Origin of the sequence: Halobacillus alkaliphilus, from assembly GCF_900113125.1 — a bacterium.
Taxonomy (GTDB): domain Bacteria; phylum Bacillota; class Bacilli; order Bacillales; family Halobacillaceae; genus Halobacillus; species Halobacillus alkaliphilus.
In genome coordinates, this window is the sequence record NZ_FOOG01000022.1 from 1 (window position 1) to 25,340 (window position 25,340).

Annotated in this window: 26 protein-coding genes and 2 other annotated features; of the genes, 3 read left to right on the forward strand and 23 right to left on the reverse strand. The window is 41.0% G+C overall.

The window, feature by feature from the left end:
- Window positions 1–593: 593 nt before the first annotated feature.
- The 5 genes from BMZ06_RS12225 to zapA form a co-directional block, all read right to left on the reverse strand.
- Window positions 594–1,001 (reverse strand): DUF350 domain-containing protein, encoded by a 408-nt coding sequence (locus tag BMZ06_RS12225; RefSeq protein ID WP_089752305.1) that lies wholly within the window; start codon window positions 999–1,001, stop codon window positions 594–596.
- A 25-nt stretch (window positions 1,002–1,026) separates the two neighbouring features.
- Window positions 1,027–3,372, reverse strand: a complete 2,346-nt coding sequence (locus BMZ06_RS12230; protein ID WP_089752306.1) for an endonuclease MutS2 — start codon at window positions 3,370–3,372, stop codon at window positions 1,027–1,029.
- Between the two features lie 27 nt (window positions 3,373–3,399).
- Window positions 3,400–5,112, reverse strand: a complete 1,713-nt coding sequence (gene polX, locus BMZ06_RS12235) for a DNA polymerase/3'-5' exonuclease PolX (protein WP_089752307.1) — start codon at window positions 5,110–5,112, stop codon at window positions 3,400–3,402.
- A gap of 115 nt (window positions 5,113–5,227) precedes the next feature.
- Window positions 5,228–5,770 (reverse strand): CvpA family protein, encoded by a 543-nt coding sequence (locus BMZ06_RS12240; protein WP_089752308.1) that lies wholly within the window; start codon window positions 5,768–5,770, stop codon window positions 5,228–5,230.
- Window positions 5,763–6,056: a cell division protein ZapA gene (gene zapA, locus BMZ06_RS12245; protein WP_089752309.1), complete on the reverse strand. Its 294-nt coding sequence runs from the start codon at window positions 6,054–6,056 to the stop codon at window positions 5,763–5,765. The genes BMZ06_RS12240 and zapA overlap by 8 nt, the downstream gene beginning before the upstream one ends.
- Window positions 6,057–6,204: 148 nt before the next feature.
- Between zapA and rnhC the strand changes: the two genes are divergently transcribed.
- The gene (gene rnhC, locus BMZ06_RS12250; protein WP_089752310.1) at window positions 6,205–7,131 is read left to right on the forward strand and encodes a ribonuclease HIII; all 927 of its coding nucleotides are present in this window, start codon (window positions 6,205–6,207) and stop codon (window positions 7,129–7,131) included.
- A 45-nt stretch (window positions 7,132–7,176) separates the two neighbouring features.
- On the opposite strand, the gene pheT is transcribed toward rnhC, so the two are convergent.
- The 3 genes from pheT to BMZ06_RS12265 form a co-directional block, all read right to left on the reverse strand.
- Window positions 7,177–9,603: a phenylalanine--tRNA ligase subunit beta gene (gene pheT / locus BMZ06_RS12255; protein WP_089752311.1), complete on the reverse strand. Its 2,427-nt coding sequence runs from the start codon at window positions 9,601–9,603 to the stop codon at window positions 7,177–7,179.
- 15 nt (window positions 9,604–9,618) lie between these two features.
- Window positions 9,619–10,653 carry a phenylalanine--tRNA ligase subunit alpha gene (pheS, locus tag BMZ06_RS12260; RefSeq protein WP_089752312.1) on the reverse strand — a complete coding sequence of 345 codons (1,035 nt, stop codon included), beginning with the start codon at window positions 10,651–10,653 and terminating at the stop codon, window positions 9,619–9,621.
- Window positions 10,654–10,702: 49 nt separating this feature from the next.
- Window positions 10,703–10,926, reverse strand: a binding site (T-box leader).
- A 49-nt stretch (window positions 10,927–10,975) separates the two neighbouring features.
- A complete protein-coding gene (locus BMZ06_RS12265) occupies window positions 10,976–11,710 on the reverse strand; it encodes a TrmH family RNA methyltransferase (RefSeq protein ID WP_089752313.1) in 735 nt (244 codons plus the stop codon).
- 120 nt (window positions 11,711–11,830) lie between these two features.
- Between BMZ06_RS12265 and sspI the strand changes: the two genes are divergently transcribed.
- Complete coding sequence (sspI, locus tag BMZ06_RS12270) at window positions 11,831–12,049, forward strand: small acid-soluble spore protein SspI (protein WP_014643965.1); 219 nt, start codon at window positions 11,831–11,833, stop codon at window positions 12,047–12,049.
- Window positions 12,050–12,103: 54 nt separating this feature from the next.
- Here sspI and BMZ06_RS12275 read toward each other — a convergent pair whose 3' ends face one another.
- Window positions 12,104–13,189, reverse strand: a complete 1,086-nt coding sequence (locus BMZ06_RS12275) for a M42 family metallopeptidase (protein WP_089752314.1) — start codon at window positions 13,187–13,189, stop codon at window positions 12,104–12,106.
- 83 nt (window positions 13,190–13,272) lie between these two features.
- Window positions 13,273–13,755 (reverse strand): dUTP diphosphatase, encoded by a 483-nt coding sequence (locus BMZ06_RS12280; RefSeq protein ID WP_089752315.1) that lies wholly within the window; start codon window positions 13,753–13,755, stop codon window positions 13,273–13,275.
- A 114-nt stretch (window positions 13,756–13,869) separates the two neighbouring features.
- On the opposite strand from BMZ06_RS12280, the gene BMZ06_RS12285 reads away from it, so the two are divergent.
- A complete protein-coding gene (locus tag BMZ06_RS12285) occupies window positions 13,870–14,271 on the forward strand; it encodes a sigma-w pathway protein ysdB (RefSeq protein WP_089752316.1) in 402 nt (133 codons plus the stop codon).
- A 37-nt stretch (window positions 14,272–14,308) separates the two neighbouring features.
- On the opposite strand, the gene BMZ06_RS12290 is transcribed toward BMZ06_RS12285, so the two are convergent.
- The 13 genes from BMZ06_RS12290 to BMZ06_RS12350 form a co-directional block, all read right to left on the reverse strand.
- Complete coding sequence (locus BMZ06_RS12290) at window positions 14,309–14,881, reverse strand: TVP38/TMEM64 family protein (protein WP_089752317.1); 573 nt, start codon at window positions 14,879–14,881, stop codon at window positions 14,309–14,311.
- Between the two features lie 35 nt (window positions 14,882–14,916).
- Window positions 14,917–15,204 carry a DUF1294 domain-containing protein gene (locus BMZ06_RS12295; RefSeq protein ID WP_089752318.1) on the reverse strand — a complete coding sequence of 96 codons (288 nt, stop codon included), beginning with the start codon at window positions 15,202–15,204 and terminating at the stop codon, window positions 14,917–14,919.
- A 105-nt stretch (window positions 15,205–15,309) separates the two neighbouring features.
- On the reverse strand, window positions 15,310–15,666 hold the full coding sequence (gene rplT, locus BMZ06_RS12300; protein WP_089752319.1) for a 50S ribosomal protein L20: 357 nt from the start codon (window positions 15,664–15,666) through the stop codon (window positions 15,310–15,312).
- Between the two features lie 30 nt (window positions 15,667–15,696).
- Entirely contained in the window at window positions 15,697–15,894 is a 198-nt protein-coding gene (gene rpmI, locus BMZ06_RS12305; protein WP_014643973.1) for a 50S ribosomal protein L35, read from the reverse strand.
- A gap of 32 nt (window positions 15,895–15,926) precedes the next feature.
- Window positions 15,927–16,430 (reverse strand): translation initiation factor IF-3, encoded by a 504-nt coding sequence (gene infC, locus BMZ06_RS12310; RefSeq protein WP_089752320.1) that lies wholly within the window; start codon window positions 16,428–16,430, stop codon window positions 15,927–15,929.
- Window positions 16,431–16,507: 77 nt separating this feature from the next.
- Window positions 16,508–16,632, reverse strand: a sequence feature (ribosomal protein L20 leader region).
- A 176-nt stretch (window positions 16,633–16,808) separates the two neighbouring features.
- The gene (thrS, locus tag BMZ06_RS12315) at window positions 16,809–18,755 is read right to left on the reverse strand and encodes a threonine--tRNA ligase (RefSeq protein WP_089752321.1); all 1,947 of its coding nucleotides are present in this window, start codon (window positions 18,753–18,755) and stop codon (window positions 16,809–16,811) included.
- 319 nt (window positions 18,756–19,074) lie between these two features.
- Window positions 19,075–19,896: a sporulation protein YtxC gene (gene ytxC, locus BMZ06_RS12320; RefSeq protein ID WP_089752322.1), complete on the reverse strand. Its 822-nt coding sequence runs from the start codon at window positions 19,894–19,896 to the stop codon at window positions 19,075–19,077.
- Between the two features lie 182 nt (window positions 19,897–20,078).
- On the reverse strand, window positions 20,079–21,011 hold the full coding sequence (dnaI, locus tag BMZ06_RS12325) for a primosomal protein DnaI (RefSeq protein WP_089752323.1): 933 nt from the start codon (window positions 21,009–21,011) through the stop codon (window positions 20,079–20,081).
- 21 nt (window positions 21,012–21,032) lie between these two features.
- Window positions 21,033–22,382, reverse strand: a complete 1,350-nt coding sequence (locus BMZ06_RS12330; RefSeq protein ID WP_089752324.1) for a replication initiation and membrane attachment family protein — start codon at window positions 22,380–22,382, stop codon at window positions 21,033–21,035.
- Window positions 22,383–22,431: 49 nt separating this feature from the next.
- A complete protein-coding gene (gene nrdR, locus BMZ06_RS12335) occupies window positions 22,432–22,896 on the reverse strand; it encodes a transcriptional regulator NrdR (protein WP_089752325.1) in 465 nt (154 codons plus the stop codon).
- A 40-nt stretch (window positions 22,897–22,936) separates the two neighbouring features.
- On the reverse strand, window positions 22,937–23,311 hold the full coding sequence (locus BMZ06_RS12340; RefSeq protein WP_089752326.1) for a cytosolic protein: 375 nt from the start codon (window positions 23,309–23,311) through the stop codon (window positions 22,937–22,939).
- A gap of 176 nt (window positions 23,312–23,487) precedes the next feature.
- A complete protein-coding gene (gene speD, locus BMZ06_RS12345; RefSeq protein ID WP_014643982.1) occupies window positions 23,488–23,865 on the reverse strand; it encodes an adenosylmethionine decarboxylase in 378 nt (125 codons plus the stop codon).
- Between the two features lie 280 nt (window positions 23,866–24,145).
- Window positions 24,146–25,180: a glyceraldehyde-3-phosphate dehydrogenase gene (locus BMZ06_RS12350; RefSeq protein ID WP_089752327.1), complete on the reverse strand. Its 1,035-nt coding sequence runs from the start codon at window positions 25,178–25,180 to the stop codon at window positions 24,146–24,148.
- Between the last annotated feature and the right edge of the window lie 160 nt (window positions 25,181–25,340).

Consider the following 25,340-nt stretch of genomic DNA (forward strand, 5'->3'; position numbering starts at 1 on the left):
TAAAGCTTTCCGGGGTCTCACCGATCATGTTTATCCCACAGGAGTCTCCCCGTTCCCCTCCGGACCTGGCCGAATCAGAAACTCGAAACGCGTTTATCCTTCTCCCACTTGAAGAAAAATAATCACACGGGTGTATTTTCTTTATTCAAGCTGAACGATGCGAGATAGTCTGTTATATAAGCATTTCAGGCAGGTTAAGAAGGAGAGGACACTCTCTTTCCAAAGGGTCCGTTCTTCCTAATAAAGTTGGGCTGGTGGGGAAATGGCGAGACTCCCATGGGAGAAGGAATTAGGTGAGATCCCACAGAGAGTAAAACGAGCGAGGAAGCTCACCGTTCCCCCATAGGAAAGCGAGTTATTTCCCCACCAGCCCTCTTCCACATAGAGCAACGGACCCAAGATATCTTGAAACTGAGTCTTCAACTATTCGGCCCTTTTGCGTAATAAGCCTTTTATGAAAAATCAAAGAGCCTTCTTCACGTGTGTGAAGAAGGCTTCCTTCTAATAAACAATAAAAAATAATATTCCGATCAGTAGAAAAACAGCTGCAACAACCATTAATACTTTTGCTAAGGTTTCCATGATGTCGCCCCTTAAATGATATTCGCTCCAATCACATACGAAAGACCTACCGAGATGATGAATGATATAAAACCAACGGCACGATTGTCCATTGCTATTTCTTCGTCAATTTTAAAAGAAGGCGTTAAGAACTCATAAATAAAATAACCGGATAAAAGGAGAATAAACCCAAACAGCCCCCACCCCATAGTCTGGAGAAGAGAATCATTATGTTCAATGGAAAACCGGAAAATATTAGCAATACCGAATATTTTACCGCCCGTAGCCATGGCTACAGCAAGGTTTCCGTTTTTTATTTCTTTCCAGTTATTATAAGAAGTGACGATTTCAAAAACAGCCATAAAGACGACTAGACATAAGATGACAACACTGTAGCGAGCGGCTGTCTCAATTAACGTATATTCCCAAAAGTCAGTCATATCTTAACGCTCCCTTTATTATCTACTAGCTGAGTTCCAGGACGGTAACCCCACTACCGCCTTCATTCATTCCACCCGCACGGTGACTGGTTATATTCCGGTGGTTCTTAGCATAATTTTGTACCGCGGTTCTCAATGCTCCCGTCCCTTTTCCATGTATAATAGAGACGGTTGGGTAACCGGCAAGTAATGCGTCATCAATATACTTTTCAAGTCGATTGAGCGCGTCCTCATATCGCTCACCCCGCAAATCAAGTTCTGTTTTCACATGATACCCTTTCCCTTTTACCGTAGCCATCGGTTTTTCTTTATAAGGCTGCTCTGCCTTAATGAACTCCAGGTCCTTTCTTTTGGCTTTCACTTTCATTACGCCTACTTGAACCTGGTATTCGTTTTTGCCAGTCTGTTCAACAATCGTCCCATTTTGATTTAAAGTAAGAAGTTTTACTTCATCTCCAGATTTGAGCTCGCGCGATTTTTGTGGAGGTTCAGATTTTGGTTCTTTTTTCTTTTTAGCCAGTTCGGGTTGAGCCTCGTCAAACATCTTCCGTGCTTCAATCCATTCATGTTCTTTCATACCAGCCTGGGACTTCATATTTCTAATCTCTCCGACGATAGCCTCAGCTTCTTCTCTTGCCTGACGAATAGCTTTTTCTGCTTTTTCTTCAGCTTTTTCATAGAGATCTTCGCGTTTTTGTTCAAACTGATTCCATTTTTTCTTCAGTTCATTGCGCAGCTCTTCCGCTTCCTGCAGCAGTCGCTCAGCTTCTTCATAATCTTGTTCTGCCCCCCGCTTTGATTCTTCAAGTGAGGCAATCATATTCTCTACACTTTGAGAGTCAACACCAATTTTCTGCTGGGCAGAGGTGATTACGGACTCACTTAAACCAAGCTTACGCGAAATTTCAAATGCATTACTGCGCCCTGGCACACCTATTAATAATCGGTAGGTAGGCTTTAAAGTCTGGATGTCAAATTCAACGGATGCATTGATTACACCCTCCCGGTTATAACCATACGCTTTTAATTCAGGATAGTGAGTCGTGGCGATTACACGCGCATTCCGATTTACAACTTCATCCAATATAGACATGGCAAGTGCCGCACCTTCCTGTGGATCGGTACCCGCTCCTAACTCATCAAATAAGACAAGTGTTTTGTCATCGACGTGCTTTAGAATATCTACAATATTAGTCATATGGGAAGAGAAAGTAGATAAGCTCTGTTCAATAGATTGCTCGTCACCAATATCAGCATAGACCTCTTCAAATACAGCCATTTCACATCCATCTAGTGCAGGAATCTGAAGGCCTGACTGAGCCATAAGTGTACATAAACCGACCAATTTCAAAGTGACGGTCTTCCCGCCGGTATTAGGGCCGGTAATAACGATAGAGGTATAGTCCTCCCCAATTTCTATGTCATTGGGAACCACTTCCTCCTCCCCAATTAAGGGATGTCTGGCCTGAAGCATTTTAATACGCCCTTCATCGTTCATGAATGGCATAGAAGCTTTCATTTGCTTACCGAGCTTCGCACGGGCAAACATAAAATCCACGTTTCCTAAGCGGGTTACATTCTCGTATAAAGCAGAATGATGATCCGCAATCTCCTCAGACAACTCTTTCAAAATCTTCTCAATCTCGTGCTTTTCTTGAACCCGTGCTTCTTGAAGCTGATTATTCAAATCTACAACTGATTGAGGTTCAATGAAGAGTGTAGCTCCTGACGAGGACTGATCATGTACAATACCGCCGATCGACCCACGGTATTCCTGCTTCACTGGTAATACATACCGTTCATTTCTTATGGTTACTATCGCATCAGATAACATTTTAGTCTTAGACTTAGTAAATGAATCCATTTTATCACGTACACGACTTTCATAAGTACGGACCCTGGAACGAATGGTTCTCAACTTGTCCGATGCTCCGTCCATAACATTTCCATGCTCATCAATACAACTCCGGATCGACTGCTCCAGTTCCTTGAGGGGCAAAATACCTGTCACTATTTCCCTGAGCTTAGGCATGTCAGGTTCTTCTGCCTCTTCGATAAACCGTTTCAGCTGACGTCCGCCATAAATAGTACTCGCCACATCCAGACACTCTAATGCACTTAATATCCCACCGATAGTTGTTCTTTTCAGGCTCGGTTTGATATCAAAAATACCACCAAGCGGTACATGTCCTTTTAAACGGAGCACTTGAGCAGCTTCGTCTGTTTCCAACTGCCATTCTTTTACTTCCTCCAGTTTGGAAGATGGTTTTAAAGCAGCTGCCTTTTCTTTACCAAGTGAGGAGGCTGCATGCTCCCCTAATTGATCGATAATTTTTTTATATTCTAAAACATGTAGGATTCGCTGGTTCATGTACATCCGTCTCCTTTATAACAACTGTCAAATACCGAACTTATTCATAAGCTGCTTTTTGGTCCAAGTATTTACTACCGTTTCTTTCCTGAGCCATCCTTTACGCGCAGCGCCAATTCCCACTTCCATGTGTTCTAACATAGGATAACTGTGAGCATCTGTATTTATAGCTATATCAACGCCTTCTTCCTGGGCTTTCATTAACCATTCCCAATTCAAATCCAACCGGTTAGGGTTAGCATTCAATTCTAGAATAGTTCCCGTTCGCTTGGCTCCGCTAATCAATTCATCTAGATTTACGTTGTAGCCCTTTCTCTTTCCTATTAAGCGGCCTGTTGGATGAGCAATCATATCCACGTGTGGATTTTCCAAAGCTGTATTCAGTCTCATCATAATCTTTTCTTCAGACTGGTTGAAACTGGAATGAATGGAAGCAATGACAAAGTCCATCTCTTTAAGAAATTCATCGCTAAAATCCAGGGATCCATCTGGAAGAATATCCATTTCAATACCGGCAAATATATGGAAGTCTTTCATCGATTCATTAACTTTATTAATTTCTTCCCGCTGCTTGCGCAAACGCTCCTCATTAAGACCATTAGCTACTCGTAAATATTTGGAGTGATCGGTGATAGCGATGAAATCATAGCCTTTATCTTTTGCGCGTTCGGCCATTTCCTTGATCGACTGGGCCCCATCACTCCAAGTTGAGTGCATATGCAGGTCCCCGCGTATATCACTTAATTCGACTAATTCTACCGGTTCCTTATACTTCTCTACTTCCCCATAATTCTCCCTGACCTCAGGTGGAATGTAGTGAAGTCCGAAATGATTAAAGAAGTCCTCTTCCGTTTCAAAAGTTTTAACTTCACCAGTTTCAGCGTTTTCAATGCCATATTCATTTATTTTTTCACCTTGCTGTTTGGCAAGCTGTCTCATCGACACATTATGGTCCTTAGAGCCTGTAAAATGATGGAGAGTGGTTGCAAACTCCTCAGGAGCAACAATACGAAAATCAATTCCAATATCGTAGCCTTCATTAACAACGATGGAAACTTTTGTCTCTCCAGAAGCCACTACCTCTTTAATATCCGGATAATTAAGAAGTTCGTCTCTGGTATCCACTGGGTTTTCTGAAACGAGGATAAAATCAATATCTTTTATTGTCTCCCTCATGCGCCTAAGACTGCCAGCTCGTGAATAGCGTTTTACTGTCTTTGCATTTTGAAGAAAACTTTCTATTTTATCAGCTAAAGGCAGCATTAAAGCAATAGGCAGACGTTCCGGACGGGTATTTGCTTCTTCTAAAGCCTTCTTAATCTTCTCAGCCGACTTCTTCCCAAACCCTTCCAATTCTTCTACTTTCCCTTTTTCTACTGCTACCTTCAATGTTTCAGCATCAATAATACCTAACTCCTGGTATAACTTTGCCAGTTTCTTTCCACCGAGTCCTGGCAGGTCAAGCAATGGAACCAGTCCTTCAGGTACTTCAGCTTGTAATTGCTTTAATGTATCAGATTCACCATATTCAATAAATTCGTGTATGACAGATGCTGTAGATTTTCCGATACCCTTCATTTTTGTAAAGTCTTCTATTTCACTCAAAGAGTGATCATCACTTTCCAAAGCTTGGGCAGCTTTACGATAAGCAGATATTTTAAAAGGATTCTCACCTTTCAACTCAAGATATACAGCAATCTTATCCAGTAATTTGATTACTTGCTTTTTATCAACGGTCATACGTTATCGTCTCCTCTAATTGATAATTATACTGTACAGTTTCCTCATATACATAAGAAAAAAGCCGCTATGATCACAATCACAGCGGCTTAGTCTACCCTTATCTACATTATCATCAGTCAGCCACGTGTTCGATCCATAATGTTTTCAATTGTTCGGAAAACACTGGAGTGTGTTCAATGATAAGCTGAGCTAAGAATGAACGATCCAGTGCGTTCTGTACCATTTCCAGGGGAACTAGTGCTGCTATATACAGTAAGACAAAAAGCAGAATATAGTTCTCTATGAAGCCAAGAATACCTCCCAGTAGTGTATTCAATGAACTCAGTATTGGAAGCTCGGCGACAAAATCTAACATGGATGCGATGATATGTATAATGATTTTTACCCCAAAAAACAGAATAGCAAAAGCTGCCGCATTATAGAACGCTTGTTCCAATGGCATATTCTCTGCGAAAACGGCCCAGGATGAATCTGCTGGCAATTCAGGATATGGAACCCAAAGAGTAAGCTTGGGAGATAAGTCATCGTAGTACATAGCCGCTACTACGAAAGAAACAATAAACCCGATAAGATGGAAGAGCTGCAGAATAAACCCTCTCTTCAGGCCGATTAGAATTCCAATTATTAATATGAAAAACAATAGTAAGTCAATCATGGTTGTTGTCGTCCTTTTCCTCTTTCTTTTCTATATAATCCATCAGTTCCGTGCATTCTTCTTTTAACTTTATATATTCATTCATCGTATTAACAGCAGTCAAAACAGCAAGCTTAGCCGTATCCAGACTTGGATTTGCTTCATGAATTTCACGCATTTTCTGATCCACTAAGCTGGATACCATACGGATATGATGGGGTTCTTCATGACCAACTATAGTGTAAGACCGCTTGTTGATCTCCACTGTAATTCTTTTTTTGTCTTGGTCCGATTGTGCCACGTCCATACCCCCTAGTTTCTCAATCCTAAATTTAATAGTAACATGAAGATATTGAATTAGGAAACCAATATGGATTTAAATTGCAAATGTTCTATTTTCCAATCAATTTTGCTATACTGTTCTTACCATTTTTGTTCACAGAAAGGAATTAAACATGCCACAAGTCGTCCTTAAATTACCAGCTTCAACACTGGAAAAGATGAAGAATCATTATCATTCTCAACTTAAAAATCCGCCGCAAAATGCCATTTTTGCTGCAAAAACCAATGCTTGCACAATAACAGCCTATCGTTCCGGTAAAGTTCTTTTTCAAGGTAAAAGCCCTGAGTCTGAGTCCGAACAATGGGGGAAACCAGATTCCGCTTCCCTTAAATCTAATAGCAATTCTAAACAGCCACACGCCTTTCATCCCCCGGAGAGTATATTTACAAGCTCGCACATTGGTTCCGATGAAGCTGGTACGGGTGATTATTTCGGACCAATCACGGTTGCTGCTGCTTATGTTACTAAAGAGCAAGTACATACGCTAAAAGCCATTGGAGTTAAGGATTCTAAGCATTTAAGTGACAGGCAAATCAGAGATCTGGCTAAAAGCATTGTCGAATTAAAAATTCCTTACAGTTTATTGCGGCTTCCGAATAAAAAATATAATCAATGGCAGCGCAAGGGCTGGTCCCAAGGAAAAATGAAAACGATTCTGCATCATCAAGCGCTCGACAAATTGTTACAAAAGATATCACCTGAGAAGCCGGATGGGATTGTGATTGATCAATTTTCACAGCCGGAAGTTTATCAAAAACATTTACGTAGTGAAAAATTACATTTACAACCCAATGTTTATTTCATGACCAAAGCTGAGAGTTACTCGATCGCTGTTGCCGCAGGGTCCATTATTGCCCGCTCGGCTTTTGTTAAAGCTATGGATCAAATAGAAATGGATACCGGTCTTTCCATCCCCAAAGGTGCATCCGCAAAAGTAGATCAAGCAGCGGCTCAAGTTATCAAACATTATGGTGAAGATAAGCTTGAAGAAATAGCGAAAGTGCACTTTGCCAATACCCAAAAAGCTAAAAAATTTTAAAAGCATAAAACAGGTGTCCCGGCAGCTCCGGGACACCTGTTTATTTTATCCACGAAGTTCCGCTTCGTGCTCATCTTTAACTGCTGTTAATATTTTGTCGTGCGCTTCTTCAACTTCTTGATCTTTCAAAGTACGATGAGGATCTAAATATAAAAGATTGAAAGCCAGGGATTTTTTCCCTTCAGGTAAATGATCGCCTTGATACACATCAAACACCTGTACATCTTTAACCAGTGGAGCCCCTGCTTCAGAGATGGTATGGGCGATCGCGGCAGAGGTTATCTGTTCGTCTACCACTAGCGCAATGTCTCTTGATACGGATGGATAGCGTGGAATGGCCTGGAACGCTTCCTCTTTCGTATATTGAGCAAATAATTCTTCAGCATTTAAATCGAATACATACGTATCTTTCAGACCCAATTCTTTTTGAAGTTTAGGATGAACTTGTCCGATAAACCCGATTTCTTTATCACCTGATTTTACTAGCGCGGTACGTCCTGGGTGCATATGAGGAAGTTTTGTTTTTTCATAAGTGAATGACAGATCAAGCTGTGCACTTAACCCTTCCACAATTCCTTTCACTACATAGAAGTCCACTTCTTTCTTCTCCTGCTGCCAGGCATGGGATATCCATGTACCGGTTAAGGCCCCGGATGCTCTCAGAATTTCTTTTGGCTGTTTCGTTACTTGTTCCTCATTACTTACAAATACGGTCCCCACTTCATAATAGGAAAGATCCTTCTGCTTTCGTGCTACATTATAAGATAAGGATTGCAATAATTCGGGCAGCATACTGAGCCGCAGATGGCTGTGGTCTTCACTCATTGGCATGGCAAGTCCAACTGGAGATTGCGCCTGCCGTTTAATTTCCGGACTAACAAGCATTTGAGAACGTTCTTTTGGTGTTAACGAATACGTAATCGTTTCATGCAGCCCGGCCCCTTCGAAATATGATTTCACTTTTCGTTTGAGCTGCTGCTCAAGTGTTAACCCACCAGCTTGAGAGGATCCTTGCGGAAGCGTGTACGGAAGATTATCATATCCAAAAATACGCGCCACTTCTTCAAGCATATCTTCAAAAAGCTCTATATCTCCTCGACGGGTCGGGATTTTCACATCAAAATGTTCTCCGCTTTGTTCATAGGTGAATTGGAGACGGCGCAGGATATCAGCAATCTCTTCATTTGTAATGGAAGTTCCAAGACGATCATTAATGACAGAAGTTTTAATTGACACCGTTTTTTCAGAACGATCCAGTTGATCCACGCTTACTGCACCGGATAAAACCGTACCGCCCGCATACTTAGCCAGGAGCTCACAGGCTCGCTTTCCTGCGCGCTCAACGCGGTTAGGATCGACGCCTTTCTCAAAGCGGTTACTTGACTCACTTCTTAAACCATGATCCTTCGAAGCTTGCCGTACTACCGATGGATCGAAATAAGCTGCTTCTAGAATCAATGTTTTCGTATCTTCTTGAACTTCCGACTTCGCACCGCCCATAACCCCGGCAATCGCATGCGCTTCATCACCGTTTGTTATCACCAAATGATGATTCTTCAGTTCCCGCTTCTGATTATCTAATGTTGTAATCATTTCTCCGTCTTTAGCTCTTCTTGTTACAACCTTGTCCGAGTCAAAACGATCGTAGTCAAAAGCATGAAGCGGCTGACCATATTCAAGTAATACGTAGTTAGTAATGTCTACTACATTATTGATCGGGCGAATACCCGCAGCCGTTAATCGGTTCCTCATCCATAGTGGAGAGGCACCTACTTTAATATCTTTAATGATGAAAGCCCCGTAATAAGGATTGGCCTGCTTGTCTTCTACTTCTACAGAAATAAGATCCCCAGCTGCTTTATTAGAATACGGTACATCTTCTTCCTGCAGTTCATAGTCTCCATCGATAGCAGCGGCCACCTCATATGCAACGCCTGCCATGCTCAGGGCATCAGATCGGTTAGGTGTTAAACCAAGTTCTATAATCTTATCGTCTAAATTTAACAGAGAAAGAGCGTCGGCTCCAGCTTTAACATCTTCGGGGAAAACGAAGATCCCATCCGCAAATTCTTTAGGAACATCCTTTTCGTCTATACCCAGCTCCTGAAGAGAACAGATCATGCCATTGGACTCTTCTCCACGAAGCTTGGTTTTTTTAATTTTGAAATTACCTGGAAGAACAGCTCCAGGTTTAGCCACAGCTACTTGCTGTCCTTCTGCAATATTCGGAGCTCCACAGACTATTTGCAAGGTTTCTTCTCCTACGTCAACCTGACAAAGGGATAATTTATCAGCGTTTGGGTGTTGTACACAGGACTCGACATATCCCACCACTACACCGGACACACCTTCTGCAACAGGGGTCACACTCTCGACTTCAATTCCTGTTTTCGTAATAATTTCAGCTAACTCTTCAGGGGAGTAGCTGCTGATATCGATTAATTCTTGCAACCAATTTGATGATACAAGCATTGATTTTCTCCTCCTTTACGCTTTGTGATATTGTTCTAAGAATCGGATGTCATTGGTATAGAAGTTTCTAATATCATCGACACCATATTTCAACATAGCAATTCGCTCAGGTCCCATTCCAAATGCGAAACCGGAATATTCTTTTGGATCATATCCTGCCATTTCCAATACATTAGGATGAACCATACCCGCTCCTAATATCTCAATCCATCCAGTTCCTTTACAGACAGAGCAACCTTTTCCTTCACATACTTTACACGAAATATCCATCTCAACAGACGGTTCAGTAAATGGGAAGAAACTTGGGCGAAGTCTTATATCACGTTCTGCTCCAAACATTTGCTTCGCAAAGGCGTTTAGGACCCCTTTCAGATCACTCATGCGCACATGTTTATCAACTAATAGCCCCTCTAACTGAGTGAACTGATGAGAGTGGGTCGCATCGTCAGTATCTCTACGGTAAACTTTACCTGGGCAGATCATCTTAACGGGTTCATTTCCATCTTTCTGCCCCATTGTACGTGCTTGCACTGGTGAGGTATGAGTACGAAGAAGCAATTCTTCCGTAATATAGAAAGAGTCCTGCATATCGCGAGCCGGATGCCCTTTAGGCAAGTTCAACGCTTCAAAGTTATAATAATCGGTTTCCACTTCAGGACCTTCCTTTATTTCAAAGCCCATACCTATAAATAGATCTTCAATCTCTTCAACAATACTTGTAAGCAAGTGAGGACCGCCAACACGTACAGGGCGTCCTGGCAGAGTCACGTCAATGCTTTCTGCTTCTAATTGTTTTTCGAGTTCTTCATCTTCAAGGCGAGTCTGTTTCGTATCAATCGCAGCGGCAATACTTTCTCTTACCTCATTTGCCAACTGACCGATTACCGGCCTCTCTTCCTTGGATAATTTCCCCATGCCGCGAAGCACCTCTGTAATAGGTCCTTTTTTTCCTAAGTATTCTACCCGCACATCTTTCAAACTTTGAACATTTTCGGATTTACTAACTTTTTCCAGAGCTTCCTGCTTCAACTCTTCTAAACGCTCTTTCATCGAATATATCCTCCTTTAATAAAAAAAATAAAAAAGTCCCGTCCCCAAAAAAAGGGACGAGACTTGTCATGGTCGTTTCGCGGTACCACCCTTGTTGACACCTGTAGTGCCCACCTCAGATTGAATAACGGAATGAATTCCGGACCATTTAAAGAATGGTCAGCTCCAGAGTGAAATTTCAGTAGTTGTCACGATAGAAGCACTTCCAGTCTAAGGTGCTTCCTCCCTGAGATCGATTCCCAAATACTTACTTGCCTCTTTCTACGCTTTTTATTATATAACTGCTTATTTATTATAGAGAATGAAAAAGCAGGATGCAACCCTATCCTTTCATATGGTACATTAACACTGCCGCTGCTATGGAAACATTCAATGATTCTGCTTCCCCATAAATTGGAATATAAACAAGCTGGTCTGCTAAATCCACATGGTTTTGAGAAATCCCCTGTCCTTCGTTGCCTACAATTAGAGCTGCTTTCTGTTGTGGCTGCAGTTCTTGAAAAGGAGTAGAATTCTGCAACGTGGAGGCCCATATGGATGCACCGCTGCTTTTCAATTTTTCTATATACTCCTCTAAATCCCCCGTGAAATGAGGAATATGGAAAATTGATCCCTGAGTTGCGCGAATAACTTTATCATTATAAGGATCCACCGTCCCCGTTCCCAGGACAATATGATCAAACCCAGCTGCATCTGCCGTCCGGATCAATGTTCCTAAGTTGCCTGGATCCTGAACAGCATCCACTAACAATGTCAGGGGAGCTGGCGAATACTCCCATTCTTTCAGCCCAACTACTGCCGCAATCCCTTGAGGTGTTTCTGTTTCTGAAATGGCTGAAAACACCTGTCTGCTTACGGTTGTACATTTTGTATGCTCAGGTACTGAAAAGCTTGCGTTTTCACTAATGATAAATTCAATAACGGGCCAGTCGCTTTTCAGCGCTTCTTCAACTAAGTGATAACCTTCGATAAGAAAACGCTCTTCTCTGTTGCGGTATTTTCTTTTATGTAGTTTTTTCCACTCTTTAACCTGTGAATTTTGAATGGATGTAATCATTGTCTTCCCTCATTTGTTCGTCTATTTCTAACTAATCATACATAGGTTTTACCTGTTTGGTCAAACTAAGGAGGAAACTTTCATAAGAAACAATTCAATATAAAGGAGGATTCCGTTAAAATGAATCTTAACTTAAGACAAGCCATTCTTTCCAATGTAACTGGGCATAACTCAGAGCAGTTGGAGGCAACCATTGATGATGCGATGCAAAAAGGCGAAGAAAAGATGCTACCTGGCTTAGGTGTTTTCTTTGAGATGCTTTGGAAAGAGTCAGATGATCAGGAGAAACAAGAAATATTAAATACATTAGAGCAGAGCTTAAAAGAACCTACCGCTTAAATTATTGGCTGCATGCATAACAAAGACCAGCCCCAATGGGACTGGTCTTCTTTTTTATTGGAAAGTAATCTCCTGAACTTTATCTGCATCCAGTTCCTTAATCACTTCTACAATCAAACTTACTGCGTTTTCGAAGTCATCACGGTGAAGCATAGCTGCATGAGAATGGATATAGCGGGTAGCAATCGTAATGGACAGAGCAGGTACTCCGTCATGACTTAAGTGGATCGCCCCAGAGTCTGTGCCACCGCCTGCAAGAGAATCAAATTGATAAGGTATTTGATTCTTATCAGCCGTATCCGTGACAAAGTCACGCAAGCCCTTATGAGAAATCATAGACGCATCATACAAAATGATCTGCGGCCCATCTCCCATTTTACTGGAGGCATCCTTATCGGACACGCCAGGGGTATCACCTGCAATTCCTACGTCTACACCAAAAGCGATATCTGGATTAATTAGGTTCGCAGATGTACGGGCACCACGAAGGCCTACCTCTTCCTGTACCGTACCTACGCCATAAACCACGTTCGGATGCTTTTCACCTTTTAGACGTTTTAAAACCTCAATAGCGATAGCACAGCCAATTCGGTTATCCCATGCTTTAGCAAGAAGCATTTTTTCATTTTTCATCTGAGTAAATTCGAAGTATGGAACCACAGAGTCCCCCGGTTTCACTCCAAATTCTTCAGCCTCTTCCCTGCTTGAAGCACCGATATCGATAAACATATCTTTGATTTCCACTGGTTTCTTACGCTGCTCAGCAGGAAGAATATGCGGAGGCTTCGAGCCAATAACGCCCGTCAGGTCTCCCTTTCTTGTCATAAGCGTTACACGCTGGGCAAGCATTACCTGACTCCACCAGCCGCCGACCGTTTGGAAATAAATGTAGCCGTGATCATCGATACGGGTAACCATGAAGCCAACCTCATCCAAGTGCCCTGCAACCATAACACTCGGACCTTTTTTATCTCCTGTTTTCTTAGCAATCAAGCTGCCAAGGTTATCTGTAAACACCTCATCAGCGAAAGGTGTAATATACCTTTTCATTACTTCGCGAGCTTCCCTCTCGTTTCCCGGGACACCCTTAGCATCGGTAAGGTCTTTTAGCATGGTCAGTGTTTCATCTTTTTTAGCCATATGTAATAATTCCTCCTTTTTATTTCCAAGTGTTATTATATATCTTTTTAGGGGATTTCACAAAAAATTGCGTCTCTTTCCTCTTAATACCCCTGATCCTGCCTCTCGTAATTCACTTCATTTTTAGCATGATACGCACGAACCAGTTCAGCTTCACTAAATCCCAGAGTCTCCCCTAGGCTAAGGTAGCTGGCAAACAATTTCTTATAATTTTGCTCATTTGTATGGTTACGTAACTGTTCTATGAGGGAATACACCGCTAGAAAAGCTTCTGTTTGTGAAGCAAAAGGTGTAACAGGCTGCGACTCATACCGGTGATCCAGATCCAACCCTAGGGATAGAATAAAATGAAGACCATCTACATATTCCTCCAAAATCACTTCTTTCGCACTGGCTTGCTTGGTACTCCAGAATTTAAAGCAGCGCGTTTCGTTTGCTAATTCACCTAATTCCACTTGAAGAGCGAGGATCTTTTCTTTTATGTTTTCTGAGCTATTCAGTTGGTGATGTGTTTCAATATAGTGATCGAGCTTTTCCTGCATAAGGTATAAGGTTTCCCAATTCATAAGATCTGACTCCTTTCAAAAAGCGTATCCTCAATAAATGTATCATTTTTTGAAACAAAACGACACTTCAACACGTATATAAACTACTAACCCAAAAATAGGGAGACGATAAGTATGATAATAATCCTTTTCCGTATATTATTACTAATTGCTATTGTATTCATCTTATATACAGCTTACAAATTTGCTGTTAATCCACGGAGGAAACTGGAACTAGCACGTGACAAAAAAGAATTCTATTTTCATGATAATAAAGAAAATACAAAAGAGAACTTTCTCATGACTTACAAGGGGTTTGTATTTGAAGGAGAGAAATATTTAGGTACTACAGAGCATTCCTTTGAAGTGGTTACGATTAATGTGAGCACCCATGAGCCCGAAAGGCTTCAAGGACTGGATCGAGAAGACATTTATTTTCTAGAGCAGGAAATCCTTATAAGGTATCCTTATGCCTCCATTGAATGGAAATATCCTATTAATCGCTTGATTATTCATCCTTTAGATGACAATTATTAAAAAAAGGCTGACCCACACGTATGTGGATCAGCCTTTTTTATGGAGCAGTATGAAAGAAATCTTTCCAAACAAAGACTTCAATTTTCTTTCGGATTGTAAAACTTAGAACAACTAAAAAAATTGAAAAAATTATCATCATAGGGATGGACAATAAAGAAATCCACTGCCCCATGGATGTGTAGACTACAGCTAAGGGAAAGTTTGCAAAAAGGGAAGATTTTGCATACTCTTTGAAATCCGCGCTGATTTCCAATAAACAGTAGGATAGTAAATGGAAATGAATAAAAGGAATCAAACGAAGAACAGCCACTTGTTTAACAGTTAAGTGAGCATTCTTTTTCATCCACTTTTCCTTCAGTCCTCGAAGCCTTTTTAACCCGGAGGGAACCAGCCGAATCGTACGATAGAAAAGAAGGCTGGATAACATAGTACCAATAACTGAATAAGCAGTACCCGCAATGGGACCAAACCACACCCCTCCCGTGATGCACACAAGCATCACGGGTAAAAACAGAAAAGGTCGTAATAAATGAATACCTATGAATAAGAGCGGTGCCCAGGCTTCTTGATGTTCGATCCACGTAAGGATTGCAGAAGATGTGTCGCCCATTCAATCCCCCTCCCTAGCTACATCTTATGAGAAAATCAGGAGAGGTAGAACTGAACGTATCCGTATCCAATGAGGCCTGCTTGAATCACAGCAAGTAGAGGCAGCCCAAGGGAAAAAGTACGATGTTTGGTTTTATGGTGGAATAAATGCATCCCTGCCCAGCCTCCTAACGCGCCTCCCAGAATAGCTGCAAGCCATATGGTTTTTTCAGAGACTCTCCACTGACTTTTTACGGCTTTTCTTTTGTCCCTTCCCATAAGATAAAAACAGATCAGGGACATAACGATTACGCTTATTACTATAAATCCAAATAGTATTTTCATTGCTTTCCCCGTCTCATATAAAAAAGCCATTTCCAGGCGTTCGGAAATGGCTTTTTTATAATAATTTTATTTGTGTGACTCCAGCGTATTTACGCTTTAAAGTCTTTATTTAAGTGCAGATTTAGCCTGCTCCGCAAGATTCGCGAATCCTTGCTCATCACTAACAGCAAGATCAGCAAGCATCTTACGGTTTACTTCAATACCAGCAAGCTTTAATCCGTGCATTAGACGGCTGTAAGAAATGTCGTTCGTACGTGCTGCCGCGTTAATACGTGCGATCCATAGTCTGCGGAAATCACGTTTTTTCTGACGACGGTCACGGTACGCATACTGACCTGATTTCATTACTTGTTGTTTTGCTTGCTTGAATAAAGCATGTTTTGAACCATAATAACCTTTTGCTAGTTTAAGGACACGATTACGACGCTGACGTGTCACTGTTCCACCTTTTACTCGTGGCATGGGAATCCCTCCTATTTATTCGTTCTGTTATTAGTCTTTTGGAAGCATGTGCTTGATACGACGGTAGTCTCCAGCAGAAACTAGTGTATCTTTACGTAGTTTACGCTTCTGTTTTGTAGATTTATTTGCGAACAAGTGGCTAGTGAATGCGTGAGAACGTTTCACTTTACCTGTACCTGTTTTTTTGAAACGTTTTTGAGAACCTTTATGGGTTTTCATTTTTGGCATGTGAATTTCCTCCTTTTACTTTTTACAGTTTCTTACTTCTCGTTTAGAGGAGCAAGCATTAGAAACATACTCCGACCTTCCATTTTAGGCTTGGTCTCAACTTGGGCAATATCTTTGCACTCTTCAGCTACACGCTCAAGTACATTCTGGCCAAGTTCTTTGTGTGTGATCGCACGGCCGCGGAAACGGACAGATGCTTTCACTTTATCGCCTTTACTCAAGAATTTACGAGCATTACGAAGCTTCGTATTGAAATCATGCTCTTCGATATTCGGACTCAGGCGAATTTCTTTTACCTTAATAATAGTTTGCTTTTTGCGAGCTTCTTTTTCTTTCTTCTGCTGCTCAAAGCGGTACTTTCCGTAGTCCATCACTCGGCAAACCGGAGGCTTAGCGTTAGGAGCCACCATAACTAGATCAAGATTTGCGTTAGCCGCAATATCTAATGCTTCATTACGGGATTTAACTCCAAGCTGCTCACCATTTACATCGATTAGACGAACTTCACGGGCACGAATTTTCTCATTAACATTCATGTTATCCTTGCTAATATTGAGCCACCTCCAACATATTTAGAAAACTTCTATTAGATCTGTCATCGACAAGAATTTTCAGCATAAAAAAAGTGTCGGTACACATACTGCACCCACACGTCTCCTAAGAAAACAAAGGAAATAATAACCTGCCAACTGCTTGAAGCGTCGATCAGGTGAGAAGCGGGTGCTTCTACTTGTCTCTAGATCCGTTCATTAAGTTACCTAAACTATAATAGCATGCCTATAGAGTAATGTCAACAAGTCTCTTGTTCTTTTAACTACACTTTTAATAGCTTAAAGGATCCTGGATTAAAAATCAAGGTCTGAATTATAAACTTATGATTTATGAACACGGGGACGCATCCCCGTGTTCACAACTTATTTCCTTAGCAGCTTCTGGTCAATTTCATTTCTGATTTCTTCTTTAAATTTGTCCACGGATTTTGTAGCTGAATCCTGCTCTCCGTATCTGCGTACATTAACAGCATGGTCTTCGATTTCCCGATCTCCGACGACCAATTGGAACGGTACTTTCTGAATTTGTGCTTCTCTTATTTTATAGCCAATTTTCTCATTTCGTTCATCTACTTCAACACGAATACCAGCCTGTCTTAATTCATCTTCTAATTCTTTAGCATAGTCCAGATGGGCATCAGCTGAAACGGGAATAATTTTCGCCTGTACGGGCGCCAGCCATGTAGGGAATACCCCTTTATATTCTTCTATTAGAAAAGCGACAAAACGCTCCATCGTTGATACGACGCCACGGTGAATAACTACAGGGCGATGGTCATTTCCATCTTCTCCAACGTAAGTTAGATCGAAGCGTTCAGGTAAATGGAAGTCGAGCTGGATTGTCGATAACGTTTCATCCTTCCCTAGTGCTGTTTTCACTTGGACGTCAAGTTTAGGACCGTAAAAAGCGGCCTCGCCTTCAGCTTCTACGTATTCAAGCTGCATATCTTCCATTGTTTCTTTAAGCATGTCCTGGGCTTTATGCCACATTTCATCATTATCCACATACTTTTCTTTGTCCTCAGGATCCCGATAAGAAAGTCGGAAATAATAATCATTAATTCCAAAGTCATGGTAAACCTCTTGTACAAGTCGAACAACTCGCTTAAATTCATCTTTCAACTGATCAGGGCGGGCAAATATATGGGCATCATTTAAAGTCATGGCCCTAACGCGCTGTAAACCAGCTAGAGCTCCTGACATTTCATGGCGGTGCATAGTTCCGAGCTCCGCAATCCTTACCGGCAGATTACGATAACTGTATAATTGATTTTTATATACCATCATATGGTGCGGGCAGTTCATGGGACGAAGTACAAGGTCCTCATTATCCATTTCCATGACTGGGAACATATCATCCTGATAGTGATCCCAATGACCACTTGTCTTATATAAATCAACACTTCCAAGAACAGGTGTATATACGTGATCGTAACCTAGTCGCTCTTCTGTATCTACAATGTATCTTTCAATGGTACGTCTGATTGTAGCTCCTTTTGGCAGCCACATAGGCAGTCCCTGTCCCACTTTTTGATTAACCGTAAATATTTCAAGCTCTTTCCCCAGCTTACGGTGGTCACGCTCTTTAGCTTCTTCTAATAAATGCAAGTATTCTTCCAGCTGATCTTTCTTCTCAAAAGCTGTACCATAGATACGCTGAAGCATTTTATTATCACTATCTCCGCGCCAGTATGCTCCTGAAATACTCAGCAGTTTGAAAATTTTAATTTTACTAGTTTGAGGCACATGAACTCCCCGGCAAAGATCGAAAAACTCTCCTTGCTTATAAATAGTAACCTGTTCGCCTTCTGGAATATCATCTATTAATTCGAGTTTTAGATCATCACCAATTTGGCGGAACTTCTCTTTAGCTTCCTCGCGGGAAAGCTCAATTCGCTCTACTTCGAGGTTTTCATCCACAATCTTCTGCATTTCTTTTTCGATTTTCGGCAGATCTTCTGGAGTGATGGATTCTTCCATATCGATATCATAATAAAACCCATTTTCAATCACGGGACCTACACCTAGTTTGACATTACCATAAAGGCGCTTCACAGCTTGAGCCATCAGGTGGGCTGAAGAGTGTCTGAGCACTTCTAAACCTTCCGGGTTTTTATACGTAAGTATTTCAATTGTCCCATCTACTTCAATTGGACGTCTTAAATCAAAAGGCTCCCCATCCAATTTTACTGCCAGTGCTTGTTTCTTTAACCCTGGTGAGATGGAATGGGCAATTTCTTCACCTGTGGTACCGCGCTCATATTCTTTCACGTTTCCATCTGGAAATTTAATATTAATTGCATTGGCCATCATAAACACTCCTTTTTTCTGTACTAAAAAAACGCCCGTCCCGTAGCTTCCTCAGCTAAGGGACGAGCGTTATTACTCGTGGTTCCACCCAAAATTCCCGCATTCGATGCGGCTTCATTCATCCTTAACGAGGATTAGACGCTGCTCACTACTAAAAAAGTTCGTAAGCAAAGCTCAAAGGTGGTAAATATCGAAGTCGTCAGGCAGGAGCTTTCAGCCGGTGGCTCCCTTCTCTAATCAAGCGTCATTTCGTATTGTTGTCCTTATCATCGCTGGTTATTTAAATATGTAGGTATTATATCCATTATTCCAATGGAAATCAAGAGATTTCAAAAGGAAATTCTGATAGAGGTTTCCAGCTAGCCTTCTCCTCAAAGATACTCATCAATAATTCCAGTTCTGAATCATTTCTTTTATCTGAATAAATGATAAGCTCATCAGGAGCGTGTACAAGAGCCGGCGTGATATTCCAGCGAAGCGGCAGATCTTTAATGGAATCATCAGGATACTGTCTTCTATAAAGCAGGGTCTCGGATTCACTTAATGGATTGCCCTCATCATGATAATAGTGAAGTGAACCATTTTCCAGCAGATGTAACAGTTGGATACCAGTATCCTTGTGGTGTACACGGCACCTCCAAGAATCCAAAAGTAGCTGAAAGGATTCTTCTTGTTTATATTCATCAATCAATAGCCCCGTATATTCGATTACCGTGCTATGAAGGTCCTCTAAACAATAAACACTCAATCCATCAAAATCCACGTTCCTGTCTCCACTTAAATACTTCTGAATAGCAGCTCTTAATTTCAAGTTTACATCGGGCAGGTTCAGGCTCTTTGGAGGTTTATCCTCGAATTCATGCCCGATCTCCAAGATCCGCTGGACTTCCTGCTGATCGACATAATAATAGCGATGTTTTAAAACCCCTTCTATCCAGCCCAGCCATTTCCTATCTCTTATGACCATTAAAAGTCCGTCAACCGCTTCCTGATAATACAACCAATCGAGTGAGGAACCTGTTTCTCCTAATACCGCAAAATGGTTATTATACTCTTTCAGATACCAATTCCCCTGTGTATGATCGACGGCTTTTAAAAAACTAATGGCCTCAGCCCGTTTAGAAAAATGTACACAAAACAATAGTATTCCCCCTAATTCCCGGCTTCCTTCCAAACTATATCATGTGGCTTCACGCCTATAAAAAGTATGAAGTGGACTAAGCATAAAAGGCGAGATTCCAAGTATGAGTTTGTCCTATTCCATCTTATATTTATGTGTCAGTGTCATAAATCATGATACAGATCCTTAAAAATTAGAGGGGGCTATTCTCGGCGGTTGCGACCGTCTACATTGACCGCCTGGCTAAGCTGCTTTATTCTTTCTGTAATTCTTTTCGCTTTCACCTGTTCTACATCACCGCGATTGCTTAGCATGAGTACTTTCTCCAACTCTGCCAGACTATAATTAGAAGTAAAGAATACCGGCAGACGCTCCATCATACGGTAATGTAATATAGAGCCTAGTACTTCATCTCTGAACCAGGCAGACTGAGACTCTGCACCGATATCGTCAAGCATGAGTACAGGCGTTTCTTTAAATGCCTCTATCTTCTCATTCATCGAATCATCTTTAATAGATGCTTTAATTTCTCGTACAAATTCAGGCATATAAATAATCATTGACGGAATATTCTTATCACTCAATTCATTGGCAATAGCTCCAAGGAAGTACGTCTTACCAACTCCAAAAGGTCCATGAAAGTATAAGCCCTTGCTTGGCAGCTCTTCATTTAGATTTTCAATATAGCGGACTGTCTTTTCCACCGCACTGCCACGGTCCGGATCCTTTAGATCAAGTCTGGATAAGCTTGCTTCTAAAATCTCCCTTGGCATGTGTAAACTTTTTACCAGAGACTTCTGCTTTTGCTGTTCTTCTACTTTCCTCTGACGGCGGCACTTATCGTAAGCTAATTTAACTTCGCTGCCTTCAACTTCAGCGCGAGGCACATAACCCGGAAGTATATTAATACACTCTTCCCGGGAAGGACACTTCTCACAGTCTTTAGATTGAGATTGATATTCATATAATTTAATTAACTGTTTTTCTACTGCATCTTCTGTAAGAGAAGGATGATTTCTGATTAATTGTGACACTTCCTCAGACTGGACAACCTCTTCTTTCATACGATTCATTCGTTCCTGGAACTGTTTATGATCGCGCATCCATTTCTTTAATGATCTTTGAATCGGTTCCATGGCTCTTCTCACACCTTATTATCAGTTTCCTTTATTCGTCAGCCTCTTAATTCTTTCTGCAATCTCATCCGTATTTACAGCTGAATCCTGATGGGTCTGCTCATTATTCTTTTCCTTCTGGTTGAACCAGGCAGGAATAACTTCATCCTGCTTACTTTTCCGTTTATAATGATTTTGATTGCCCCACTGCTGATATTTCTGATGTTCAGCTTTCGCTAAATTCATGGCTTGTCTTACAGTAGTAACATTCTTTCTCGTCCAGTGACCGGCAATTTTCTCCATGTAGGCTTTGGATAACTTCATATCAGTCTTTAGCATTACGTAATGAACAAGGACATTCATGACTCCAGGAGAAAGTCCCTGTTCTGTCATAACATCACGAATCAACTTTAAATCCTGATCGGAGGCTTTATTCCCGCCTGAGAGATCCTCAAGTAATTCACGCGGGGAAATCTGCTCCAGCATATCAATAAACTGGTCCCCTTTACTTTTTGATTTGCTCGATCCTGCTACGGCTTTTTCTCTTTGGTCAATTTGACTGAAATTTCGGCTTGAAGGCTTTTCTTTCATAAAATCGTGACAAGCTGCTTTTAACTCATCGGCTACTAAGCGGTGATTTTCATCAATTGCCCAGGTAACAGCTTTTTCGATATCCAGCAAACTTAAATTGTAGAGAGAAGCGAGCTGGGTGATCAAACGCTTATTGGCTCCAGTTAGTATTTTGTCGCTTGGATACATTCGTTTCTTTAAGGCATCTTGAAGCCATTCAAAATCCACAAAGTCCTCTTGCAGAAAAGGGCCTCCGCTCTTACGAGAATAGTTTTCTGTTTGCTGATCATTGGCTTCAGACCTCGCCGCTTCAATCGTTTGGGAATGAAAAACTTCTCCGAATGTAGCGGTCACTTCCTCAAGACCCTCCACCGCATACTCCTGCTTAACAAGACGCCTCTTGAGCTGCTCATATTTTTCTGACCCCAGCTCATGATATAACAGCATAGCCAGCATATTATCAAGAAAAAAGCCCTCAGGTGCAAAAGGCGGGTGAAGTCTGTATAAATATTCCGTCTGTTTTTCACTCGTTGAAAAACAGTATGTTTGCAGGAGGCCGATAGCCTCCAGCTTTTTTCTGGCTTCGTAAATCTTATCCAAAGGAACTGACAAATACGACATCAAGGTGTGATGAGTTTGAATTTCTCCAGAAGAAGCCATGTCATACTCGGACACTAAGACTTGATATAAAGATACAGCTAATTGACCGATAATTGGCTGGTAAAGATGAGTTAGTGATCGATATGCACTTACAGGAAGTTCTCCGCACTTAGATAACCGAAACCCATCCACTGGAAGAAGCTTTCCTACAGAATGATTCACAACAACACCTCCGATCTTTCATTAAAATAGAAAATGAGCCACGTCAGGCTCATTCTCCATCCTCGTGTTTAATTAAATCTTTCAGTTCATCTATAAATACATTAATATCTTTAAACTGTCTGTAAACTGAGGCAAATCGAACATAAGCAACTTCATCAATATTGGCTAAACGTTCCATAACCATTTCACCGATATCTTTACTCATTACTTCAGAAACCCCGCGATTTCTTAATTCTTTCTCAATATCCAGAGTCACATTTTCTAATTCTTCAACGGCCACCGGACGTTTTTCGCAAGCCCTGATTAATCCGCGCATTAGTTTTTCACGGCTGAACTCTTCCCTTGTGCCTTCTTTCTTTACAACAATCAACGGCACCTCTTCAATACGTTCAAAAGTAGTAAAGCGGAAATCACATTGCTCACATTCTCTTCTTCTTCGAATAGACTGCCCTTCTTCAATTGGTCTAGAATCAAGGACTTTGGTACTTTTATAGTGGCAATTCGGACATTTCAAATTCGATCAACTCCACATAGTCTTCATTTCATTGGCATCCTTACGATGGATCCACTCTTGTAAATTGTCCATCTAATTCGTCATAGAGATTAATAATTAGATTACGACTAAACCCCAAATCTACAGGGCCTCCTGAATCTGTTGTGACAGAAAAATCTACAGCTATCCTAAAAGGACGCACCATAATAATCGTTGCCACTACAAATGCACGTCTCTTCCCTTTATACTTTACTGTGATTTCCCCACGCTCTTTAGACACGGCAACAATTTCTGAAGGGGATGGAAAAAGGGACTCCACTGCACGAATAAGTTCCTCATGCTTAGCATTGTAGTAATGGGTAATAAGCTTCTCATCTTTATGCTGCTCACTAGTTTCCGAATGATTACTAAAATATCTGGATATAAATGCTTTCACTTACCTAACCCCTTCATTCCATTCGACATTGGCTTCCTACATTTTAACACGATTCAACAAAATAAGAAATGGGAACTCAAATGGATGAATCAGGTGAGTGTGATGAGAATTTGAAGAACACTAACCGATTCAAAAAAGCCACACAGAATATTCTGTGTGGCTTTTACCTTTAACAATTATAAAGCTCGTGACTGTTCAACTTCTACAGGGCCCATTCCTCTTGGAACTTCAACTGTTTCATTACGCCCTGCCTCTAAAGCTTCCACAATAAAATGAGCTGCAACATTAGGATCTATACGATCTCCACATGTATAAACATCAATGCTTGCGTACCCATGTTCAGGAAAGCTGTGAATCGTCAAATGGGATTCAGAAATAATGACTACTCCGCTAACACCGTGAGGAGCGAATTTATGAAAAGCAACTTCTCTTACTTCTGCCCCTGCTTTTAAAGCGGCGTCGACAAAAACTTGTTCTATATACGACATATCATTCAATTTTCCTTCATTACAATCCCAAAGTTCAGCTATTACATGTCTTCCCATTGTATCCATAATTAGGATCCCCCTTTTGTACATTAACTTCTTCCCCTTCTAAAAAACAGTCATGCACTACCACGGGGGAAAGTTAGTCCTGAGAGGTCCTAACCCTTTGAGTAGAGATGAAATGGATTGAAATTCAGAAGGTCAAAAAGAAGTATATACGTTATACCCCCATTTTGCAAGATTTATTTTCACATGGCTCTCTCTATATATTTTTTAATGATGAGAGTTCCTGTAAAATAATACCTTACACGATGGTCCTATTATAAGATACTTATGGGTTGATTGGCTACTAAGAAACACGGGCTTCTTTTTCTTGCTTCATTACATTTCCTACATATTTCGCAAGATCAACGACACGGCAGGAATATCCCCACTCATTATCGTACCAGGCTAATATTTTTACTTTGCGGTTCTCAATTACCTGAGTAGAAAGAGCATCAATAATTGCGGAAGAAGGCGAAGTTGTATAATCAATAGATACCAACGGTTCTTCATTATACTCTATTATACCTTTCATCTCTCTTGAAGCCTTCCTAGAAAATGATTGATTCACTTCTTCAGCTGTTACATCTCTTTTTAGATCCACGACTAAATCAACTAATGATACGTTTGGTGTAGGAACTCTCAAAGCCATACCATTTAACTTCCCATTCAAGCTGGGAATGACTTCCCCAAGCGCTCTGGCAGCTCCTGTTGAAGTTGGTATAATGGACTGAGTACATCCACGAGCTCTTCGTAAATCTTTATGGGGGTTATCTAAGTTTTTTTGATCATTTGTAAAAGAATGGACCGTGGTCATCAGACCATTTTCTATTCCAAATTCATCTTCCAGAACTTTAACTACTGGAGCGAGACAATTGGTCGTGCAGGAAGCATTGGAAATCACATGGTGCTGTTTCGGAAGATAGGTTTCTTCGTTTACTCCCATAACGATCGTTGCATCAACTTGCTTACCAGGAGCTGTGATGATTACTTTCTTTGCACCTGCTTCAATATGCAAAGAGGCTTCATCCTTAGTTCTGAACTTACCAGTAGCTTCAATAACAATGTCTACTCCGAGACGATCCCAGGGCAATTCCAGAGGATTACGAGTGGAACACATCTCTATTTTTTTCCCATTCACTTCCAAACCATTTGCTGCCACTCTAATTTCTCCATCAAAACGGCCGTGTACACTATCATATTTCAACATATGAGCTATAGTTTCAGGAGGGTAACTGGCATTAACTGCTACCAGTTCAATTGAATCATCTGCTGCAGCTTTTCTAAAAACCATTCTCCCAATTCTACCTAAGCCATTTATAGCGATCTTTGTTTTCCCCATGCTCCAGCCCCCTATATATATGATATACTTTAAAATCGATTTTTCAGAAATAGTATAACATATTGTAAGCGCTTTTTCAGTTAAACTAAGATTTTTTTTAAAAGTAGGCTACTCACAAAATTATAAAATAAGAAACACGCCAAAACTAAAAAAGTTCTGA

Bases quoted from the DNA above. Each gene is read 5' to 3' on its own strand.
- pheS (WP_089752312.1), bottom strand. From the start codon at position 10,653: ATGAAAGAGCGTTTAGAAGAGTTGAAGCAGGAAGCTCTGGAAAAAGTT.
- rplT (WP_089752319.1), bottom strand. From the start codon at position 15,666: ATGCCACGAGTAAAAGGTGGAACAGTGACACGTCAGCGTCGTAATCGT.
- polX (WP_089752307.1), bottom strand. From the start codon at position 5,112: ATGACCGTTGATAAAAAGCAAGTAATCAAATTACTGGATAAGATTGCT.
- BMZ06_RS12295 (WP_089752318.1), bottom strand. From the start codon at position 15,204: ATGAAAATACTATTTGGATTTATAGTAATAAGCGTAATCGTTATGTCC.
- BMZ06_RS12280 (WP_089752315.1), bottom strand. From the start codon at position 13,755: ATGAATTGGGAAACCTTATACCTTATGCAGGAAAAGCTCGATCACTAT.
- BMZ06_RS12265 (WP_089752313.1), bottom strand. From the start codon at position 11,710: ATGATTACATCCATTCAAAATTCACAGGTTAAAGAGTGGAAAAAACTA.
- BMZ06_RS12290 (WP_089752317.1), bottom strand. From the start codon at position 14,881: ATGGGCGACACATCTTCTGCAATCCTTACGTGGATCGAACATCAAGAA.
- BMZ06_RS12350 (WP_089752327.1), bottom strand. From the start codon at position 25,180: ATGGGGAAAACAAAGATCGCTATAAATGGCTTAGGTAGAATTGGGAGA.
- pheT (WP_089752311.1), bottom strand. From the start codon at position 9,603: ATGCTTGTATCATCAAATTGGTTGCAAGAATTAATCGATATCAGCAGC.
- rnhC (WP_089752310.1), top strand. From the start codon at position 6,205: ATGCCACAAGTCGTCCTTAAATTACCAGCTTCAACACTGGAAAAGATG.
- BMZ06_RS12225 (WP_089752305.1), bottom strand. From the start codon at position 1,001: ATGACTGACTTTTGGGAATATACGTTAATTGAGACAGCCGCTCGCTAC.
- BMZ06_RS12285 (WP_089752316.1), top strand. From the start codon at position 13,870: ATGATAATAATCCTTTTCCGTATATTATTACTAATTGCTATTGTATTC.
- dnaI (WP_089752323.1), bottom strand. From the start codon at position 21,011: ATGGAACCGATTCAAAGATCATTAAAGAAATGGATGCGCGATCATAAA.
- infC (WP_089752320.1), bottom strand. From the start codon at position 16,430: ATGAATGTTAATGAGAAAATTCGTGCCCGTGAAGTTCGTCTAATCGAT.
- BMZ06_RS12240 (WP_089752308.1), bottom strand. From the start codon at position 5,770: ATGATTGACTTACTATTGTTTTTCATATTAATAATTGGAATTCTAATC.
- zapA (WP_089752309.1), bottom strand. From the start codon at position 6,056: ATGGACGTGGCACAATCGGACCAAGACAAAAAAAGAATTACAGTGGAG.
- speD (WP_014643982.1), bottom strand. From the start codon at position 23,865: ATGGATACAATGGGAAGACATGTAATAGCTGAACTTTGGGATTGTAAT.
- rpmI (WP_014643973.1), bottom strand. From the start codon at position 15,894: ATGCCAAAAATGAAAACCCATAAAGGTTCTCAAAAACGTTTCAAAAAA.
- thrS (WP_089752321.1), bottom strand. From the start codon at position 18,755: ATGGCCAATGCAATTAATATTAAATTTCCAGATGGAAACGTGAAAGAA.
- BMZ06_RS12230 (WP_089752306.1), bottom strand. From the start codon at position 3,372: ATGAACCAGCGAATCCTACATGTTTTAGAATATAAAAAAATTATCGAT.
- sspI (WP_014643965.1), top strand. From the start codon at position 11,831: ATGAATCTTAACTTAAGACAAGCCATTCTTTCCAATGTAACTGGGCAT.
- BMZ06_RS12275 (WP_089752314.1), bottom strand. From the start codon at position 13,189: ATGGCTAAAAAAGATGAAACACTGACCATGCTAAAAGACCTTACCGAT.